Source organism: Amycolatopsis sp. CA-211722 (assembly GCF_056828465.1).
In genome coordinates this window covers 5,229,679-5,245,652 of the sequence record NZ_CP184752.1, presented here as the reverse complement: position 1 = coordinate 5,245,652, position 15,974 = coordinate 5,229,679, and the positions used below count along the sequence as shown (strand labels likewise).

Annotated in this window: 16 protein-coding genes; 7 read left to right on the top strand and 9 right to left on the bottom strand. The window is 69.7% G+C overall.

From position 1 onward, the window contains the following. Positions 1-49 precede the first annotated feature (49 nt). The 4 genes from sufC to ACOCEP_RS25330 are packed head-to-tail and all read right to left on the bottom strand — an operon-like array spanning position 50 to position 4,277. The gene (sufC, locus tag ACOCEP_RS25345; protein ID WP_016333168.1) at positions 50-820 is read right to left on the bottom strand and encodes a Fe-S cluster assembly ATPase SufC; all 771 of its coding nucleotides are present in this window, start codon (positions 818-820) and stop codon (positions 50-52) included. A 36-nt stretch (positions 821-856) separates the two neighbouring features. Continuing rightward, positions 857-2,029, bottom strand: a complete 1,173-nt coding sequence (sufD, locus tag ACOCEP_RS25340; protein ID WP_482331470.1) for a Fe-S cluster assembly protein SufD — start codon at positions 2,027-2,029, stop codon at positions 857-859. A 2-nt stretch (positions 2,030-2,031) separates the two neighbouring features. Continuing rightward, positions 2,032-3,438: a Fe-S cluster assembly protein SufB gene (gene sufB, locus ACOCEP_RS25335; protein ID WP_435832241.1), complete on the bottom strand. Its 1,407-nt coding sequence runs from the start codon at positions 3,436-3,438 to the stop codon at positions 2,032-2,034. Between the two features lie 38 nt (positions 3,439-3,476). Further along, on the bottom strand, positions 3,477-4,277 hold the full coding sequence (locus tag ACOCEP_RS25330) for a helix-turn-helix transcriptional regulator (RefSeq protein WP_482331469.1): 801 nt from the start codon (positions 4,275-4,277) through the stop codon (positions 3,477-3,479). A gap of 281 nt (positions 4,278-4,558) precedes the next feature. Between ACOCEP_RS25330 and mptB the strand changes: the two genes are divergently transcribed. The 5 genes from mptB (at position 4,559) to ACOCEP_RS25305 (ending at position 9,980) form a co-directional block, all read left to right on the top strand. Continuing rightward, positions 4,559-6,145 carry a polyprenol phosphomannose-dependent alpha 1,6 mannosyltransferase MptB gene (mptB, locus tag ACOCEP_RS25325; RefSeq protein WP_016333165.1) on the top strand — a complete coding sequence of 529 codons (1,587 nt, stop codon included), beginning with the start codon at positions 4,559-4,561 and terminating at the stop codon, positions 6,143-6,145. A 19-nt stretch (positions 6,146-6,164) separates the two neighbouring features. Beyond that, positions 6,165-7,091 carry an ABC transporter ATP-binding protein gene (locus tag ACOCEP_RS25320; RefSeq protein WP_360970793.1) on the top strand — a complete coding sequence of 309 codons (927 nt, stop codon included), beginning with the start codon at positions 6,165-6,167 and terminating at the stop codon, positions 7,089-7,091. After that, positions 7,088-7,885 carry an ABC transporter permease gene (locus ACOCEP_RS25315; RefSeq protein WP_482331468.1) on the top strand — a complete coding sequence of 266 codons (798 nt, stop codon included), beginning with the start codon at positions 7,088-7,090 and terminating at the stop codon, positions 7,883-7,885. Before ACOCEP_RS25320 ends, ACOCEP_RS25315 begins: the two co-directional genes overlap by 4 nt. A gap of 64 nt (positions 7,886-7,949) precedes the next feature. Next, complete coding sequence (locus tag ACOCEP_RS25310) at positions 7,950-8,918, top strand: COX15/CtaA family protein (RefSeq protein WP_482331466.1); 969 nt, start codon at positions 7,950-7,952, stop codon at positions 8,916-8,918. Positions 8,919-9,032: 114 nt separating this feature from the next. Further along, positions 9,033-9,980 (top strand): acyl-CoA desaturase, encoded by a 948-nt coding sequence (locus tag ACOCEP_RS25305; RefSeq protein ID WP_482331465.1) that lies wholly within the window; start codon positions 9,033-9,035, stop codon positions 9,978-9,980. 78 nt (positions 9,981-10,058) lie between these two features. Here the strand turns inward: ACOCEP_RS25305 and ACOCEP_RS25300 are convergent, their stop codons facing one another. Further along, positions 10,059-10,925: an ATP-grasp domain-containing protein gene (locus ACOCEP_RS25300; RefSeq protein WP_482331464.1), complete on the bottom strand. Its 867-nt coding sequence runs from the start codon at positions 10,923-10,925 to the stop codon at positions 10,059-10,061. Beyond that, complete coding sequence (locus ACOCEP_RS25295; RefSeq protein ID WP_240597397.1) at positions 10,922-11,230, bottom strand: hypothetical protein; 309 nt, start codon at positions 11,228-11,230, stop codon at positions 10,922-10,924. The genes ACOCEP_RS25300 and ACOCEP_RS25295 overlap by 4 nt, the downstream gene beginning before the upstream one ends. 95 nt (positions 11,231-11,325) lie before the next feature. Between ACOCEP_RS25295 and ACOCEP_RS25290 the strand changes: the two genes are divergently transcribed. Together ACOCEP_RS25290 and ACOCEP_RS25285 are read left to right on the top strand one after the other, a co-directional pair. Then, a complete protein-coding gene (locus ACOCEP_RS25290; RefSeq protein ID WP_482331462.1) occupies positions 11,326-12,297 on the top strand; it encodes a quinone oxidoreductase family protein in 972 nt (323 codons plus the stop codon). Further along, positions 12,294-12,821, top strand: a complete 528-nt coding sequence (locus tag ACOCEP_RS25285; RefSeq protein ID WP_482331461.1) for a GNAT family N-acetyltransferase — start codon at positions 12,294-12,296, stop codon at positions 12,819-12,821. The genes ACOCEP_RS25290 and ACOCEP_RS25285 overlap by 4 nt, the downstream gene beginning before the upstream one ends. 63 nt (positions 12,822-12,884) lie before the next feature. Here the strand turns inward: ACOCEP_RS25285 and ACOCEP_RS25280 are convergent, their stop codons facing one another. Genes ACOCEP_RS25280 through ACOCEP_RS25270 form a run of 3 tightly spaced genes read right to left on the bottom strand, consistent with a single transcriptional unit; the run spans position 12,885 to position 15,968 of the window. Continuing rightward, complete coding sequence (locus tag ACOCEP_RS25280; RefSeq protein WP_449698049.1) at positions 12,885-13,130, bottom strand: cold-shock protein; 246 nt, start codon at positions 13,128-13,130, stop codon at positions 12,885-12,887. Further along, a complete protein-coding gene (locus ACOCEP_RS25275; RefSeq protein ID WP_073847008.1) occupies positions 13,130-13,702 on the bottom strand; it encodes an FKBP-type peptidyl-prolyl cis-trans isomerase in 573 nt (190 codons plus the stop codon). The genes ACOCEP_RS25280 and ACOCEP_RS25275 overlap by 1 nt, the downstream gene beginning before the upstream one ends. Before the next feature lie 10 nt (positions 13,703-13,712). Continuing rightward, positions 13,713-15,968: a HelD family protein gene (locus tag ACOCEP_RS25270; RefSeq protein WP_482339820.1), complete on the bottom strand. Its 2,256-nt coding sequence runs from the start codon at positions 15,966-15,968 to the stop codon at positions 13,713-13,715. Between the last annotated feature and the right edge of the window lie 6 nt (positions 15,969-15,974).

Genomic DNA, 15,974 nt, shown 5'->3' with positions numbered 1-15,974 from the left:
CAACTCCTCTCGGTGTAGTCGTGAAGTTCAGTGATCAGGCTGTACGAGCTCAGACCGCGGCGGTCTCGGCGGAGCCGGTGTACTTGACGTACCCGTTCTCCTCGAGCTCGTCCGCGAGTTCACGGCCACCGGACTCGACGATCTTGCCGCCGGCGAAGACGTGCACGAAGTCGGGCGTGATGTGCCGCAGGATCCGCGTGTAGTGCGTGATCAGCATGACGCCGGCGTCGTTGTTGGCCTTGAACTCGTTGACGCCCTCGGACACGACGCGCAGCGCGTCGACGTCGAGGCCGGAGTCGGTCTCGTCGAGGATGGCGATCTTCGGCTTGAGCAGCGCCAGCTGCAGGATCTCGTGGCGCTTCTTCTCACCGCCGGAGAAGCCCTCGTTCACCGAACGCTCGGCGAACTCGGCCGAGATCTCCAGCTTGCCCATCTCCTCCTTGACCTCCTTGACCCAGTGGCGCAGCTTGGGGGCCTCGCCACGGACCGCGGTGGCCGCGGTGCGGAGGAAGTTGGACATGGACACGCCCGGCACCTCGACCGGGTACTGCATGGCGAGGAACAGGCCCGCGCGGGCGCGCTCGTCGACGCTCATCTCCAGTACGTCCTCACCGTCGAGCAGGACCTGCCCGGAGGTGACTTCGTACTTGGGGTGACCGGCGATGGCGTAGGACAGCGTGGACTTGCCCGAACCGTTGGGGCCCATGATCGCGTGGGTCTCGCCCGACTTGATGGTCAGGTTGACGCCCTTGAGGATCTCCTTGGGGCCCTCCTCGGTCGTGACCGAGGCGTGCAGATCCTTGATTTCCAGCGTAGGCATTTCTTTCCTAAAAGTCTCTTGTGGACGGACGCGCGCTCAGGCGCCAACAGCTTCGAGTTCGGCTTCGATCGCGGCCTCGAGACGCTCGCGCACCTCGGGAACGCCGATCTTGACCAGGATCTCGTGGAAGAACCCGCGTACGACCAGGCGGCGCGCGGCGTCTTCGCCGATTCCGCGCGACTGGAGGTAGAACAACTGCTCGTCGTCGAACCTTCCCGTCGCGCTCGCGTGGCCCGCGCCTTCGATCTCGCCGGTCTCGATCTCCAGGTTCGGGATCGAGTCGGCCCGCGCCCCCGGCGTGAGCACCAGGTTGCGGTTGAGCTCGTAGGTGTCGGTGGCCTCGGCGGCCGCCCGGATCAGCACGTCGCCGACCCACACGGTGTGCGCGTCGTCGCCCTGCAGCGCACCCTTGTACATCACGCGCGACTTGCAGTTCGGCACCGCGTGGTCGACGAAGAGACGGTGCTCCTGGTGCTGGCCCGAGTCCGCGAAGTACAGGCCAAGCATCTCGACGTCGCCGCCCTTGTCGGCGAAGGTCGCCGTCGGCGAGACGCGGACGAGGTCACCGCCCAGGGTGATGACGATGTGCTTGAGGCTGGCGTCACGCCCGAGCTTGAGGTGCTGCTCGGAGACGTGCACCGCGTCGTCGGCCCAGTCCTGGACGCTGACCACGGTGACGTTCGCCGAGTCGCCGATGACGAACTCGACATTGTCGGCGTACGTGCCGGAGCCGACGTGGTCGAGGACGATGACGGCCTCGGAGAACTGCTCGGCGCGCACCTGCACGTGCCCGTAGGCGACCTTGCCCTCGCCGGGGCCGGTGATCTTCACCGTCGACGGCTTGGACGTCTTCGTCTCCTTGGGCACCGTGATGACGGTGGCCTCGGTGAAGGTGGAGTACGCCTGCGCGGCGATCCGGTCGCTCGGGACACCCGCGACGCCGAGACGCTCGTCGTCCCGGCCGACCGTCTCGATCTTCAGCTCGGGCGCGGCGTCGGCGTCCACTGTGGCCGAACCCGAAGCGGCGGCGGACCCGTCGTGCAGGCCGCGCAGCCGCTTCATCGGAGTGAAACGCCAGTTCTCCTCACGGCCGCCCGGGACCTCGAAGGCCTGGACGTCGTAGGAGGTGAAGCGCTCCGCGCGGGACGTGGCCGGGATGACCACGCCCTCGCGCATCGCTTCGGAAACGTTGTTCTCGGTAACCGACATGACTAGCCGACGGACCCTTCCATCTGAAGCTCGATCAGGCGGTTCAGCTCGAGCGCGTACTCCATCGGCAGCTCACGCGCGATGGGCTCGACGAACCCGCGCACGATCATCGCCATGGCCTCGGCCTCGTCGAGACCGCGCGACATGAGGTAGAACATCTGGTCTTCGCTGACCTTCGAGACGGTCGCCTCGTGGCCCATGGAGACCTCGTCGTTGCGGATGTCGACGTACGGGTACGTGTCCGACCGCGAGATCGTGTCGACCAGCAGCGCGTCACAGACGACGCTGGAGCGCGAGTGGTGCGCCCGCTTCGCGACCTTGACCAGGCCGCGGTACGAGGTGCGGCCACCGCCGCGCGCCACCGACTTCGACACGATGGTCGAGGAGGTGTGCGGCGCCAGGTGCTCCATCTTCGCGCCGGCGTCCTGGTGCTGGCCCTCGCCCGCGAACGCGACCGAGAGGACCTCGCCCTTGGCGTGCTCGCCCATGAGGAACACGGACGGGTACTTCATCGTGACCTTGGACCCGATGTTGCCGTCGATCCACTCCATGGTCGCGCCCTCTTCGCACTTGGCGCGCTTGGTGACCAGGTTGTAGACGTTGTTCGACCAGTTCTGGATGGTCGTGTAGCGGCAGCGGGCGCCCTTCTTCACGATGATCTCCACGACCGCCGAGTGCAGCGAGTCGGACTGGTAGATCGGCGCGGTGCACCCCTCGACGTAGTGCACGTAGGCGTCTTCGTCGACGATGATCAGGGTCCGCTCGAACTGACCCATGTTCTCGGTGTTGATCCGGAAGTAGGCCTGCAGCGGGATGTCCACCTTGACGCCCTTGGGCACGTAGATGAACGAACCGCCGGACCACACCGCGGTGTTCAGCGCGGAGAACTTGTTGTCCCCGGCCGGGATCACGGAGCCGAAGTACTCCTTGAAGATCTCCGGGTGCTCCTTGAGCGCGGTGTCGGTGTCCAGGAACAGGACGCCCTGGGCCTCCAGGTCCTCGCGGATCTGGTGGTAGACGACCTCGGACTCGTACTGCGCGGCGACACCGGCGACGAGGCGCTGCTTCTCCGCCTCGGGGATGCCCAGCTTGTCGTAGGTGTTCTTGATGTCCTCGGGCAGGTCTTCCCAGGAGGTGGCCTGCTTCTCCGTGGACCGCACGAAGTACTTGATGTTGTCGAAGTCGATCCCGGAGAGGTCCGCACCCCAGTTGGGCATCGGCTTCAAGTCGAAGAGCTTGAGCGCCTTCAGTCGCGCTTCGCGCATCCACTCCGGCTCGGACTTCTTCGAGGAGATGTCGGTGACGACGTCCTCGTTCAGTCCGCGACGGGCCGTTGAGCCCGCCTCGTCGGAGTCCGCCCAGCCGAACGCGTACTTGCCAAGGGACTCGATGGTCTCTTCCTGGCTCATGGGCGCGGTGGTGGGAGTGCGCTGCTCGGCAGCGGCAGTCATGCGGGTTTCCCTCCATTCGGGATCCGTGCTGTGCGCCCTGGAGAGGGCGCCGTGCTTCCCGGCCCGGGTGTGGCCGGGTGACCCGTCGAGACGACGGGTACGTGTGTGGTGCACGCGTTGTCACCGCGTGCGATGGTCGCCAGCCGCTGCACGTGAGTACCCAGAAGTTCGGCGAAAGCCTCTGTCTCGGCTTCACACAACTGAGGGAACTCGGCGGCGACGTGGGCGACCGGGCAATGGTGCTGGCAGAGCTGTTCGCCGACACCGACCTGACGGGTCGACGCAGCGTAACCCTCCCTGGTCAACGCCGCAGCGAGGGCCTCGGCCCGCGATGCCGGGTCGGTGTGCTTGGTGATCGCGTCCTGATGCGGGCCGACCAGCGAAGCGACCCGGGCCTCCGCGAAGGCCTTCACCGCGTCCTCGCCGGCGTGCTCGGCGAGGAAACGGATGGCCGAGGAGGCGAGGTCGTCGTAGGCGTGCCCGAAACGGGCGCGGCCGGCTTCGGTGAGGAGGAAGTTCTTGGCGGGACGGCCTCGTCCGCGGGGGCCCCGGCGGGGCGCGTCCCGGGTTTCGGCCTCGCCGTCGGCGAGCAGGGCGTCGAGATGACGGCGGACGGCGGCGGCGCTGATCCCCAGCTGCTCGGCCACCACGACGGCGGTCATCGGCCCCTGTTCCAGCAGCAAACGGGCCACTTCGTGCCTGGTCCGGCCCTCGGGTCCGATCTGCACGGGGACAGGCTGGACCTCGGCGCGGGGCATGTCGCCACCGGCCTCGTCCTGCGTCCCCGTCTTTTTCACAACACAAGTGTGACGTATTTCCGGAGCGACGGCAAAGAGGGGTGCCTCACGGAGTGGCGTGGGTCACGTCGCGGCGGCTGAAGGACGCTTTCCCCGCATGCGATGAGACGAAAGCGTCCTTCACCGCATCGCACGCGGCGAAGGGCCCTTTCAGCCCTCGGTAACCACGTACCCGCCCGGTCTGTTCCCGGCATCGCTACCCTTCGTGCGTGGTAGTGGGCGATCACCCGGCACAGCGGGACACGGACGGGGCAGCGCCGGAAGACCGGGCGGCGGGGCCGGTGGCGACGCTCGTGCCCGGGCGCCCGCACGATCCGGAACCGCTGGACGACAAGGAACTGCGCGGACTGAACGTGGTCCGCCGGTTCGGCGCGGTCGGCTCCCTGTTCCTCGCCCTCGGCTCGCTCGGCGCGGGTGCCGCCCCGGTGATCAACCCGGTGCAGGAGATCCCGGTCCTGCGGCTGTTCACCCGCATCCCCATGGTCTCGCTCGCGATGGGCCTGGCGGGCATGGCGATCATCGTGCTCAGCTGGCTGCTGCTCGGCCGGTTCGCCCAGCCCGCGCGCCGCCGCCTCGCCACCCAGGGCCAGCTCGCCCGCACCATCGCGCTCTGGTGCACGCCGCTGCTGTTCATCCCGCCGCTGTTCTCCCGCGACGTCTACAGCTACCTCGCGCAGAGCGAGATCGTCGCCCGCGGGATGGACCCGTACTCCCTCGGCCCGGCCGAGGCACTCGGCGTCTCCGACCCGCTGACCTCGGGCGTCTCCAACATGTGGCGCGAGACCCCGGCGCCCTACGGCCCTCTGCTGCTGCGGCTCGGCGGCTGGCTCGCCCCGCTGAGCAGCGGCAACATCGTCACCGGCGTGCTGCTGCAGCGCGGGCTCGCGCTGATCGGCGTCATCCTGATCATCTGGGCGCTCCCCCGGCTCGCCCGGCGGTTCGGCGTGCAGCCCGCCACCGCGCTGTGGCTCGGCGCGGCGAACCCGCTGCTGATCTTCCACTTCGTCGCCGGCGCCCACAACGACGCGCTCGCCATCGGGCTCATGGTGGCCGGGCTGGAGGTCGGTCTCCAGCGGATGCCGGTGCGGTTCAAGAACGACGAGCCGCCCCCGCTGGCCAAGGGCGAACTCCTCTACATCGGGCTCGGGGTGGTGCTCATCACCCTCGGCGTCGCGGTGAAGATCAACGCGATCCTGGCGCTGCCGTTCTTCACGGTGATGGTCGCCAGACGCTGGCACGGCCGGATCAAGGACCTCCTCACCGCCGCGGTACCGATGGCGTTGCTGTTCGGCGTGACCCTGGTGGCGGTCTGTTACGGCACCGGCCTGGGCTTCGGGTGGGTCGGCGCGCTCGGGACGCCGGGGCTGGTCCGCTCGTGGATCTCGCCGACCTCGGAGCTCGCCGCGCTCGGCGGTGTCCTCGGCATCGCGCTCGGCCTCGGCAACCACACCAACGCGATGGTGCCGATCCTGGGCGCGCTCGGCTATCTCGTCGCGGGCGCGGTGACGGTGAAGTTCCTCTGGGACAGCTTCAAATGGCGCTACCGGCCGATCATCGGGCTCGGTGTCTCCCTCGGCGCGGTGATGGTGCTGCACGTCGCGCTGCAACCCTGGTATCTGCTGTGGGCGATCATCCCGCTCGCCGCGGCGGCGGGGACCTCGCGGTTCCGCATCGCCGCGACGATCGTCACCGCCGTCCTGCCGTTCCTGCTGCCGACGACGGGGAGCACCTTCGAGGGCCGCGGGTTCGTCCTGCCGTTCGCGTGGGCCGCCGCCGGGGTCGTCACGCTACTGGGGCTGTTCATCGTCCACCGCCTCTCACCACTGCTGCTGTCCAGACCGTCCCCGGAGCATTCGGTCCCGGCGTGAGGCCGTATCGTGACCTGTCGTGAACGCCCCCGCCGTCGAGATCACCGGGCTGGTGAAACGCTACGGATCCACCACCGCCGTCGATGGACTCGACCTGCGGATGGAACGTGGCACCCTGCTCGCTCTGCTCGGCCCGAACGGGGCCGGCAAGACCACCACCGTCGAGATCTGCGAAGGCTTCCTGCGGCCTGACGGCGGCGAAGTCCGCGTGCTGGGCCTGAACCCGGCGCGCGACGGCGCGGCGCTGCGGCCCCGGATCGGCGTGATGCCCCAGGGCGGCGGCGCGTATCCCGGCGTTCGCGCCGACGAGATGCTCGGGCTGGTCGCCGCGTGCGCGGCGAATCCGCTCGACCCGGCCTGGCTGCTGGACGTCCTCGGCCTTTCGGGAGCGAGGAAGACGCCGTTCAAACGGCTTTCCGGCGGGCAGCAGCAACGGCTCTCGCTCGCCTGCGCGCTCGTCGGACGGCCGGAGCTGCTGTTCCTCGACGAGCCGACGGCGGGGATGGACCCGCAGGCCCGCCGCCTGGTCTGGGATCTGCTCGAAGCGCTGCGCGCCGACGGGGTCAGCGTGCTGCTCACCACGCATCTGATGGAGGAGGCCGAAACGCTGGCCGACACCGTCGTGATCGTGGACCACGGCAAGGTCGTCGTCGAAGGTTCCCCGCAGTCGCTGACCGTCGAAGCCGGCGAGACCGCGCAGCTGCGGTTCAAGGCGCGTACGAAACTCGACACCGCGCTGCTGACCGCGGCGCTGCCCGAGGGGCATCTCGTCCACGAATCGGCGCCGGGCACGTACCTCGTCGAAGGCGCGATCGATCCGCAGGTGGTGTCGACGGTGACGGCGTGGTGCGCGCAGCAAGGTGTCATGCCGGAGGAGCTGCAGGTCGGCAGGCGCACGCTGGAAGAGGTCTTCCTGGAGCTGACCGGACGGGAACTGCGCGCATGACGACTTCCACGCCCCGGTTCCCCGCGGGCACGTTCACCCCCGCTCCCGGCCGCGGTTCGCTCGGCAAGATGCTCCGCACGCACGCGAAGGTCGAAGCGAGCCTGACGCTGCGCCACGGCGAGCAGATCCTGCTGACCCTGCTCATCCCGCTCGCGCTGCTGATCGGCCTGTCCCTGCTGGACATCCTGCCGTCGTCGCAGCTCGGCGATTCGTCCAAAGTGGACTGGATAACGCCGAGGATCCTGGCACTGGCGGTGATGTCGTCGGCGTTCACCGGGCAGGCCATCGCGCTGGGCTTCGACCGTCGTTACGGCGTCCTCAAACGGCTTTCCGCCACCGCGCTGCCCCGCTGGCTGCTCGTCGCGGGCCGGGTGGCCGCCGCGCTGGTGGTGGTCGCGCTGCAGGCGGTGATCCTCGGTGCCGTCGCAGCGCTGCTGGGCTGGTCGCCGTCGCTCGGCGGGATCCTCGGCGCGATCCCGTTCCTGATCGTCGGCACGCTCGCGTTCGGCGCGCTGGGCCTGCTGCTCGGCGGGGCGCTGCGCGCGGAGGCCGTGCTGGCGCTGGCGAACATCGTCTGGTTCGTGCTGCTGCTCGCGGGCGGCATCCTGCTGGCGCCGTCGACGATGCCGTCCGGCGTCGCGTGGATCGTCGAACTGCTGCCCTCGGGCGCGCTCGCCGAAGGCCTGCGGTCGGTGCTGCTGGACGGTTCGTTCGGCTGGGGCCCGTTCGCGGTCCTGATCGGCTGGGGTGTCGTCGCGGGCGCGCTGGCGAGCAAGACCACTCGCCTGACCTGAGGCGACCGACACAGCGGACGCGGCCGGTGGAACGCTCTCAGGAACGGCGTTCTAGCATCGGACGGTGCCGTTCCAGAGCCTTGTAGCGCGTCTGCCGTATCCCTCGTTCGCGGTCCAGCGAGCGGTCGCGATAGCGGCGGTGATCGCCCAGGCCGGAATCGGCGTCACCGGATCGGTCGTCCGGGTCACGGGTTCGGGTCTCGGCTGCCCGACCTGGCCGCAGTGCGTCGAAGGCAGCATCGTGCCGGTCGCGCACCCCGAGTTCGACGCGCTCACCCAGTGGATTGAGTTCAGCAACCGGATGCTGACCGGAGTGGTCATCCTGGTCGCCGCGCTGTGCGTGATCACCGCGTGGCGCGTGCAGATCGAGCACCCGAGCCGCCGCCGTCTGGTGAAACTGGCCTGGACGATGCCCGCCGGCGTGATGCTGCAGGCCGTCGTCGGCGGGATCACCGTGCTCGCGAAACTCGAATGGTGGACCGTCGCACTCCACTTCCTCGCCTCCACTCCCCTGGTCTGGCTCGCGGTGCTGCTGCTGCGGGCGTTCAAGGAGGGTGACGAGCCCGCCCGCTGGCTGATCCCGGACGCGGCCCGCAAGACACTGATCGTGCTCGCCGGGTCGATGTGGGCCGTGCTCGTCGCGGGCACCGTGGTGACCGGCGCGGGCCCGCACGGCGGCGACCCCGGCACCCACCGGCTCCAGGCCCCGATCGAGACGCTCACCCAGATCCACGGTGGACTGCTCGTGGTCTACCTGATCGTGCTGGCCGTCTTCGGGCTCCAGCTGATGCGTGGCGCGACGCCGAAGCAGTTGTGGCAGCGGTACACCATCGTGTGGGTCGTCGCGGTCCTCCAGGGTGTCGTGGGCTCGGTGCAGTACGCCCTGGGTGTCCCGGAGGCGCTGGTCTCGTTCCACGTCCTCGGCTCCGCGCTGGTGATCATCTCGACCGCCGCGCTGTGGTGCGGTTCACGCGATCGTGGTTCCGCGCCGGTTTCCCCCGCCGCCGACCGGGAACTCGCCACTTCGAACTGACCCCCTGGCAAACCGGACGTAACCCCCGGGCGGCGTGCTCGCCAGACACTGCCCTTACGCTGCGCTCGGTGCCCCGCACGGGGGTCACCACCGAGTCGAGGCACGAGGTGTCGCATGACCGCCAGCACCGAGCCGGACGCACCGGCCAGTCCGTCCAAACCCCTGATCTCCCACCGGCGAGGCTCCGGGGAGATGCTGATCCTCAAGACCTTCCTTCTGGTCCCGTTCGTCGCGCTGCTCGCCGCCGTGCCGATCGTGTGGGGCTGGGGCATGACCTGGGTCGATCTGACGCTGGCGGCCGTGTTCTACACCGTCGGGACGCTCGGGGTGACGGTCGGATACCACCGCTACTTCACCCACGGCGCCTTCAAGGCCGGGCGTCCGCTGCGCGTGGCGCTCGCCATCGCCGGCAGTTTCGCGGTGCAGGGTTCGGTCATCTTCTGGGTGGCCAGCCATCGACGCCACCACGCCTTCGCCGACCGCGAAGGCGACCCGCACTCTCCGTGGCTGTTCGGGACGTCGCCCGGCGCGCTGCTGCGCGGCTTCTGGCACGCGCACATGGGCTGGATGTTCAGCCGCGAGGTGACCAACTACGACCGGTTCGCGCCGGACTTGGTGGCGGACAAGGATCTTCGCGTGGTGAACCGGTACTTCTGGCTGTGGATCACGCTGAGCCTCGCGCTGCCCGCGATCCTCGGCGGGCTGATCAGCTGGTCTTGGTGGGGCGTGGTGACCGGGTTCTTCTGGGCCGGGCTGGTCCGGATCGCGTTCCTGCACCACGTCACCTGGTCGGTGAACTCGATCTGTCACCTGGTCGGTGAGCGCCCGTTCGCCAGCCGGGACAAGGCGGCGAACTTCTGGCCGCTGGCGATCCTGTCCATGGGCGAGTCGTGGCACAACTCCCACCACGCCGACCCGACCTGCGCGCGGCACGGTGTCCTGCGCGGACAGGTCGACGTGTCCGCGCGTGTGATCTGGCTGTTCGAGAAGTTCGGCTGGGCGCGGGACGTGCGGTGGCCGAAGCCCGAACGCCTGGCCGCGAAACTCGTCAAACCCGCCTGACCCCCCGATCGCGTTTCGTCCTCTAGTTGCGGTCCTTGCGCGTGCAACTACCGCATTCAGAGGACGAAACGCGGGGCGTCAGGCGAGTTGCTGGCGGACGGCGGAGGCGAAGCGCCAGGCCGCGGCGGCATCGGTCTGCCGGAACCCGAGCGAAGGCTCGACGAGCTCCAGCTCCAGCAGACGCGGCCTGCCGTCCGGGCCGGCGACGAGGTCGACGCGGGCGTAGAGCAGCTCCGCGCGCAGGATGCCGAGCAGCGCCGCCGTCGCGTCCAAAGCGTCCTCGGCCAGCGCTCGGAAGCTTGCCGCGGGCTGCACGGGCGCGAGCTTTTCCGTCACGTACAGCCCGGATTCGTCGAGTTCCCGGCCCAGCATCGCGGCCTTCGAGAACGCGTGCGAGTACACGCCGCCGAAGTACACCAGCGCGATCTCGCCCGCACTGTCCACACTGGACTGGTACGGCTGGAGCAGCACGGTGTTCCCGTCGGCCTGCAACCCGGAGAGGTGCGCGGCGGCCGCGTCACCCGCGGTGAACCGCCCGGCTCCGCGTGAACCGGCGCCGATGGCGGGCTTCAGCACGAACTCGCCCTTGGGCCAGCTCGGAGCCTTGTCGTCCGGCGCGATCAGGGTCGTCGGCACGACCGCGACCCCTGCGTCGCCGAGTTCGGCAAGGTAGGACTTGTCGGTGTTCCAGCGCACGACTTCGGCCGAATTGGACAGCGACGGCACGGACTCGGTCCAGGACAGGAACTCGTCGTGACGCTCCGCGTAGTCCCAGGTGGCGCGCAGCACGACGATGTCCGCGGCGCCGAAGTCGACGGTCGTGTCGTCCCAGGCGGCCCAGCGGGTCTTGAAGCCGAGGTCGGCCAGCGCCTCGGGAACGGCATGCTCGTCGCCGTCGCCTTCCGGCAGCGTGGAGCAGGCGACGAAGATCGCGGACCCGGTCACTTCCCCGCCATCCGGCGGCGGTGCTCGGCGCCGATCTTGGTGGCCTTCACGGTCTCGCTGTCCCATTCGGCGGGTTCGAGGTCTTCGACGGCCTCGACCAGCGCCTCGCCCGCCTCCACGGAGGCGACGACGACGTCGCCGAGCGCGCCGTCGGCGCCCACGAGCACGACCCGCGCGCCGACCCGGCCGATGTTCTCCACCACCGCGCGCGACGGCTTCCCGTGCCGCTTCACGAAGTCGCGGGCGGCCGCGACCTGGCGCGACGTGGGGGCGGCGGTCTCGGTCTTCTCTTCGGTCTCAGCCACGCGCCGAGCTTAACCGCGAAAGGCCCGGGACGCGGAATAACCGTGGCGTCGGCCATAGTTGTGCCGGTCGGAACGACCTTGAACGAGGAGGATGTATGCCCGCGGCAGTGCAGATCCGGCGAACCGGTGGCCCCGAAGTCCTTGAACTGTCCGAAGTCGAGGTCGGCGAACCCGGTTCCGGTGAACTGCTCGTGGACGTCGCGGCGGCGGGCGTCAACTACATCGACACCTATCACCGCGAGGGCATCTACCCGGTCGACACCCCGTTCGTCCTGGGCATGGAGGGTGCGGGCACGGTGGCCGCGGTCGGCGCGGACGTGACCGGTTTCGCCGTCGGCGACCGGGTCGCCTGGCAGGGTTCCCTGGGCAGCTACGCCCAGCGCCGTCTGCTCCCCGCCACGATCGCGGTGAAGATCCCGGACGGCGTTTCCGAGGAGACCGCCGCCGCCACGATGCTCCAGGGTGTCACCGCGCACGCGCTGATCGCCTCGACCTACGAGGTCAAGGCCGGTGACGACGTGCTGATCCACGCCGCGGCGGGCGGGATGGGCCTGCTGCTGGTCCAGCTGGCCAAGGCGCGCGGCGCCCGGGTCATCGGCACCGTCTCCACCGACGAGAAGGCCGAACTCGCCAAGCAGGCGGGCGCGGACGACGTCATCCGCTACGACCAGGTGGACTTCGCCAAGGCCACCCGCGACCTCACCGGCGGCAAGGGGGTCGAGGTCGTCTACGACGGCGTCGGCAAGTCCACTGTGGACGGCAGCCTGGCGAGCCTGAAGATCCGCGGCCTGCTCGCCCTCTACGGCGCGGCCAGCGGCCCGGTGCCGCCGATCGACCCGCAGCTGCTCAACCGCAGCGGCTCGGTGTACCTCACCCGCCCGACCTCCGCGCATTACGTGCTCACCCGCGAGGAACTGGAGTGGCGCGTGAACGAACTGTTCACCGCCGTGCAGGACGGCTCGCTGAACATCCGGATCGGCGGCCGCTACCCGCTGGCCGACGCCCGTCAGGCGCACGAAGACCTTCAGGGCCGCCGCACCACCGGCAAGCTCCTGCTGATCCCGTGACGACGCTCTGGCCGGAGCAGGTCCGGCTCACCGGCGAGGGGCTCGTCCTGCGGGAGTGGGTCGAAGACGACATCGCGTTCATGCCGGGGCTGTTCGACAATCCCGCCGTCGCCAGGTTCACGCCGCTGCCTTCCCCGTTCGACGAGGTGGCGGCGAAGGCCCACTACGCGAAGTCCGTCGCCCGCCGCGCCGAGGGCAACGGGGTGCGGCTGGCCATCACGGCCGATGGCGGCGAGCCGCTCGGCGAGGTGGTGCTGTTCCTGAAGGAGGACGCGGCCGAACTCGGGTACGCCGTCGGTCCCGCCCACCGCGGGCAGGATCTGGCGGCGCGGTCGCTGGGGGTGCTCACCGCGCACGCGCGGGACCTCGGGCTCGGACCGCTCCAGTTGAAGATCGACGCCGAGAACGCGGCCAGCGCGGCCGTCGCCCGCCGCGTCGGCTACGCCCTGACCGACGCGCCTCCCGAGCCCAAGGTCGAAAAGGGACTGGAGATCAGCCTGCTCACCTGGGAGTACGCCGGCTGACGTCCGAGTACATGATGGCCCCCTTCCTGTACCTAGGCGCAAGGAAGGGGGCCTTCATGTACTTCAGCGGGCCGACCGCACCCAGAGCCCTCGCAGCCGGAACTCGTCCTGTTCCGCGTGCTCGACGGTCAGCTCGACCTCAGCGCCTACGCGCAACTGCCGGAACTCGCCGGGGCCGAAACCCTCCAGCATCGAATAGTGGACCCAGATCGGGTCGGCGAAATCGGCCGACTCGACCACTCCCCAGCCGTCGTCCGCCAGCCAGGAACGAACCCGGCCCCGGTGGACGCGGCCGTCGGAAGTCCCCATCAGCCCTTGTCGGTCGGGACGCTCACCGCGTCGGTCACGAAGACCAGCGTCTCGTTCGGCTCGATGCCGTTCCCGCCCTGGCCGTAGCCGAGGTCCGGCGGGATGATCAGCAGCCGCCGCGCGCCCTGCTTGATCCCTTCGAGGCCCTGGTCCCAGCCCTTGATGACGTCACCGGCGCCGAGGGCCAGGTCGAACGGCTCGCCGCGGTCGAACGAGCTGTCCAGCTTCTGCTTGTTGGACCAGGTGACCAGTGAGTAGTTCATCTTCAGCTTCGCGCCCGCCTTGGCGCCCTCGCCGGTGCCGGGCTCGAGGTCCTTGGTGATGAGCTTCTTCGGCGGATCGCAGTCGTCCGGGATGGTGATGGTCGGCGCCTCGCCGAACTTCCCGGTGGTCTTCACGTCCTCGGCCGTGCATTCCTTGCCCTTCGGGGCGGCCGGAGCCGACGACGACGCCGAGGCGGGTGCCGCGCCGGAGGACGACTGGGCCGAACCTGCGGTGTTCTGTTTCTCGCCACAGGCCGCCAGGGCGAGGACGCCCGCGCCGATGACCACGATCTTGCCGAATGTGCGCATGCGGCCGACCTTAGCCAAGACCCTCCAGCGCGGGAACAAGGTCACCGGTCTGCACTACGCCCATCCGACGGGTCGCCCTGGTCAGGGCCACATAAAGATCGTTGAGCCCGCGCGGCGACTCGGCGACGACCTCGTCCGGGGCGACCAGCAGGACCGAATCGAACTCCAGCCCCTTCGCCCGCTCGACCGGCATCACCGACACCCGGTCCCCCGACTCGCCGAGCGTCTCCGACAGGGCCGGGACCAAGGACGACGGGCACAGCACCGCGACCGTCCCACCGTCCACAGCGGACAGTTCGGCGTCGACGAGACCGGGCAGTTCCGCGGTGAGCTCCGCCGGGTCCACCGCGCGCAGCCAAGGCTCGAAACCCGTCTCCCGCACCGAAACCGGCGCCTCCAGCTCCGGGTTGACGTCGGCGAGCACCCGCGACGCGACGGCCATGATCTCCGCCGGGGTCCGGTAGTTGACAGTCAGTTCTTCGAGCCGCCAGCGGTCGGCGACGTACGGTGAAAGCGCCTCTCCCCACGACTTCGCCCCACCGGCCGCGCCGGTCTGGGCGACGTCGCCGACCAGCGTCATCGACCGGTTCGGCGACCGGCGCATCAGCAGCCGCCAGTCCATCGCGGTCAGTTCCTGCGCCTCGTCGACGATCACGTGCCCGAAGGTCCAGGTCCGGTCCTGGGCGGCCCGCTGTGCCGCGGTCATCTCGCTGCGGCGCTGCTGACGTTCGGCGAACAGTTCGGCGTCGAGGACGTCGCCCACCCGCAGCAGTTCCTCGTCGACGATCTCCTCGTCCTGTTCGAGGATGTCGAGCACGCCTTCCGCGTAGGCGCGGTCCTCCCGCTCGCGGCGGGCGGCCTCGGCGCGGGCGTCGGTGTCGTCCTCGCCGAGCAGTTCGGCGAGTTCGTCGAGCAACGGGACGTCCGACGGGCTCCACTTCGCGTCCGTCGGGCTGTAGAGATGCTCACGATCGGTGTCCGACAAGGCTTTCCCCGCCGCGCTGCGTAGCCGTTCGCGGTCGGCGAACAGCTCGTCGAGCACGATCTCCGGGGTGAGCTTGGGCCACAGCCCGTTGATCGCGGCGGCCACGTTCTTGTCCGCGGCGACCTCGGCCCGGATGTCCTGGACGTCGCGCGCGTCGAGCAGGTCCTCCCCCAGTTTCCGGGCGGCCTGCCGGGTCAGCGCGTCGAGGAGGTCCGAGACGAAGATCCTCCGCGCGAGGTTGTGCGGACGGCGCGACCGCCGCGCCCGTGTCCGCGCCTCGGTGCAGGTCTTGCGGTCGAGCATGAGGATCTCGCGTTCGAACTCGATCTCCAGCACCGGCTCCGGCACCCGCTGACGATCCCGGACCGCGTTGGCGAGCACGTCGGCCATCACCGGGCGCCCCTTGATCTCGGCCGCTTCGCGCGTGACCGGCCCGGCGGCGTCCAGCCCCGGGTACAGCTGCCCGATCGTGGCCAGCAGCACCCCGGTCTCGCCCAGCGACGGCAGGACCTGCCCGATGTAGCGGAGGAACGTGCTGTTCGGCCCCACCACCAGCACGCCGCGCGTGGTGAGCTGCTGGCGATGCGTGTAGAGCAGGTACGCGGCGCGATGCAGCGCGACGGCGGTCTTGCCGGTGCCCGGCCCGCCCTGGACCACGAGGACGCCGTTCGGCGACGCGCGGATGATGCGGTCCTGCTCGGCCTGGATGGTGGCGACGATGTCGCTCATCTCGCCGGTGCGGCGGCGCTCCAGCGCGGCCAGCAGAGCCGCCTCGCCTGCGAGCCCGAGGTCCTGGCCCTGGTCGGCGGCGGAGAGGTCGAGGATCTCGTCGTCGACGCCGACGACCTTCCGGCTCAGCGACCGGATGTGGCGACGCCGCCGGACGCCTTCGGGCGAGGCCGCGGTGGCGAGGTAGAACGGCCGCGCGACCGGCGCGCGCCAGTCGACGAGCAACGGGCGGTAGTCGTCGTCCTCGTCGAACAGCCCGAGCCGCCCGATGTAGGTGGTCTCCTCCGCGTGGTCCGGCAGGAAGTCGAGGCGGCCGAAGCACAGGCCCTGCTCGACGGAGCTCAGCTGGGACAGCCTGTCGGTGTAGAGCGTCGTGGCGACGTCGCGTTCGGTGCGCGCCTGCGGGGTGCCGCCGGTCTGGCGCAGCGTCTCGTCGAGCCTGCGCTGCGCGTCGACGCGTTCGGTGTCGAGCTTGCGGTAGAGGGTGGTGACGTACTGCTGCTCGAGCGCGACGTCCTGCTCGAGCGCGTCGAGTTCCCGGTCCGGGGACACGGACAA